Annotated in this window: 3 protein-coding genes and 1 tRNA gene; all 4 read left to right on the top strand. The window is 51.3% G+C overall.

Translation table 11 applies throughout. The features are described from left to right. The coding region (locus ATB02_RS25485; protein WP_198600599.1) for a DUF968 domain-containing protein at positions 1-955 on the top strand (955 nt) is incomplete at its 5' end. Positions 956-967: 12 nt separating this feature from the next. Next, the gene (locus ATB02_RS25480) at positions 968-1,342 is read left to right on the top strand and encodes a RusA family crossover junction endodeoxyribonuclease (protein ID WP_000904112.1); all 375 of its coding nucleotides are present in this window, start codon (positions 968-970) and stop codon (positions 1,340-1,342) included. Further along, a complete protein-coding gene (locus ATB02_RS25475; RefSeq protein ID WP_023567548.1) occupies positions 1,339-2,160 on the top strand; it encodes an antitermination protein in 822 nt (273 codons plus the stop codon). The genes ATB02_RS25480 and ATB02_RS25475 overlap by 4 nt, the downstream gene beginning before the upstream one ends. Before the next feature lie 143 nt (positions 2,161-2,303). Next, a tRNA-Ile gene (locus ATB02_RS25470) sits at positions 2,304-2,379 on the top strand. Positions 2,380-2,402 lie beyond the last annotated feature (23 nt).

Genomic DNA, 2,402 nt, shown 5'->3' with positions numbered 1-2,402 from the left:
GGTACTGGTGGAGCCGGAACCGAAAAGCATGCGTAATCTGCCGTCCGGGGTCGTTCCTGCCGTTCGCCAGCCGCTGGTGGAAGACAAAACATTGCTGCCGTTTTTCAGTAACGCACGGGTAATTCGTGCTGCTGGTGGTGCTGGTGCATTGTCTGACTGGCTGTTGCGCCATATTAAATCCTGCCAGTGGCCACACGGCGATTATCATCACAGCGAAACCGTTATTCACCGTTATGGTACCGGCGCAATGGTGTTGTGCTGGCACTGCGACAACCAGCTGCGTGACCAGACATCCGAATCACTCGAGCAACTTGCTCATCAAAATCTGTCAGCATGGATGATTGACGTCATCGGTCACGCAATAAGCGGTACGCAGGAGCGTGAATTATCTCTGGCTGAATTATCCTGGTGGGCGGTCCGCAATCAGGTGGCGGACGCGCTACCGGAAGCGGTATTACGTCGTTCGCTGGGGTTGCGTGCGGAAAAAATCCGCTCAATGTACCGTGAAAGCGACATCGTACCGGGAGAGCAGACCGCCACCAGCATACTGAAACAGCGCACAAAAAATCTTGCGCCGCTGCCTCACGCCCACCAGCAACAGAACCCACCACAGGAAAAGACGGTGGTCAGCATTGCCGTTGATCCTGAGTCTCCGGAATCTTTCATGAAACGACCTAAACGTCGCCGCTGGGTTAACGAGAAATACACACGCTGGGTGAAGACACAGCCGTGTGCGTGTTGTGGTAAGCCAGCCGACGATCCCCATCACCTGATTGGTCATGGTCAGGGCGGAATGGGGACAAAATCTCACGATATTTTCACGCTACCGCTGTGTCGGGAGCATCACAACGAGCTTCATGCGGATCCTCTGGCGTTCGAAGAAAAGCATGGTTCTCAGGTTGATTTAATTTTTCGTTTTCTTGATCACGCCTTTGCAACTGGCGTGCTTGGGTAAAAGAGGTGAGTGATGCTCATAGATTTGGTTTTACCTTACCCGCCGACGGTGAACACTTACTGGCGACGCCGTGGCAGCACATATTTTATCTCGGAGGAGGGAAAGCGTTATCGCCGGGCTGTGGCGCTTATTGTTCGCCAGCAGCGGCTGAAATTAAGCCTGTCCGGAAGGCTGGCGATAAAGGTGATTGCAGAGCCACCGGATAAGCGTCGTCGCGACCTGGACAATATCCTGAAAGCACCGCTGGATGCGCTGACGCATGCGGGAGTGTTAATGGACGATGAGCAGTTTGATGAAATCAATATCGTTCGTGGTCAGCCAGTATCTGGTGGACGTCTGGGGGTGAAGATTTACCCCATAATGCATGAAGAGCAGGTCAAAAAATGAAACTGGAAGATTTACCGAAATACTACTCCCCAAAATCCCCTTGCCTGACCGATGCATCGGCCTCAACGTCAAAAGATGCGCTGAGTATCACTGATGTGATGGCCGCGCAGGGCATGACACAGAATCGGGCTGAGATGGGGTTTTCTGCGTTCCTGGGGAAAATGGGCATCAGTATGAATGACAGGGCGCGGGCAACAGAATTACTGGCAGATTATGCACTCAGTCGGTGCGATCGTGTGGCGGCGTTGAGAAAACTTCCGGTAGAAATAAAACCGTTAGTGATGCGCATTATGGCTTCGTACGCTTTTGAGGATTATGCCCGCAGCGCAGCGAGTAAAAAGCAGTGCCCTTGTTGCTATGGGGAAAAATTTATTGAAAGCGTAGTTTTTACAAACAAGGTCCAGTATCCGGATGGTAAGCCGCCGGTATGGGCAAAGTGTACGAAAGGTGTGTATCCGTCTTACTGGGAAGAATGGAAAAAAGTCAGGGAGGTGGTAAAAGTTGCCTGTCCGGAGTGTGGCGGAAAGGGTGAGGTTTCCACCGTCTGTAAGGATTGCCGTGGGCGTGGTGTCGCCATTCACCGTGAAGAGTCGGTAAAACGTGGTATGCCTGTTATCAGAGACTGCCAGCGTTGTGGTGGTCGTGGCTATGAAAGACTACCATCAACGGAGGCATTTAATGCTATATGCGAGGTGACAAACCAGATAACACGCGCGTCATGGGAAAAAACAGTTAAGAAATTCTATGATGCGCTGGTGACCCGGTTTGATATTGAAGAAGCATGGGCTGAGCGGCAGTTAAAAAAGGTAACTAGGTAACAAGGTTGATTTTTCCGGAATTTGTGGTAAATTCGTCATAACGATGGGCTTTTTATACCTGACGTTAGAAGAGTTTCTACAACCCGCCACCGAGCGGGTTTTTTATTGCGGAATTAATTACGGACCGTTATTATTCTGCTCCCGGTCCTTTAGCTCAGTGGTGAGAGCGAGCGACTCATAATCGCCAGGTCGCTGGTTCAAATCCAGCAAGGGCCACCATCACAAACCGCCATGAGCTTATC

This window comes from Escherichia sp. MOD1-EC5189, from assembly GCF_002966045.1.
In the GTDB taxonomy this organism is placed as follows: Bacteria; Pseudomonadota; Gammaproteobacteria; order Enterobacterales; family Enterobacteriaceae; genus Escherichia; species Escherichia coli_F.
The sequence above is the reverse complement of the archived record's forward strand: the minus strand, read 5'-3'. Positions and strand labels throughout refer to the sequence as shown.

Excerpts from the sequence above, each read along its gene's own strand:
- ATB02_RS25480 (WP_000904112.1), top strand. The coding sequence starts at position 968 with ATGCTCATAGATTTGGTTTTACCTTACCCGCCGACGGTGAACACTTAC.
- ATB02_RS25475 (WP_023567548.1), top strand. The coding sequence starts at position 1,339 with ATGAAACTGGAAGATTTACCGAAATACTACTCCCCAAAATCCCCTTGC.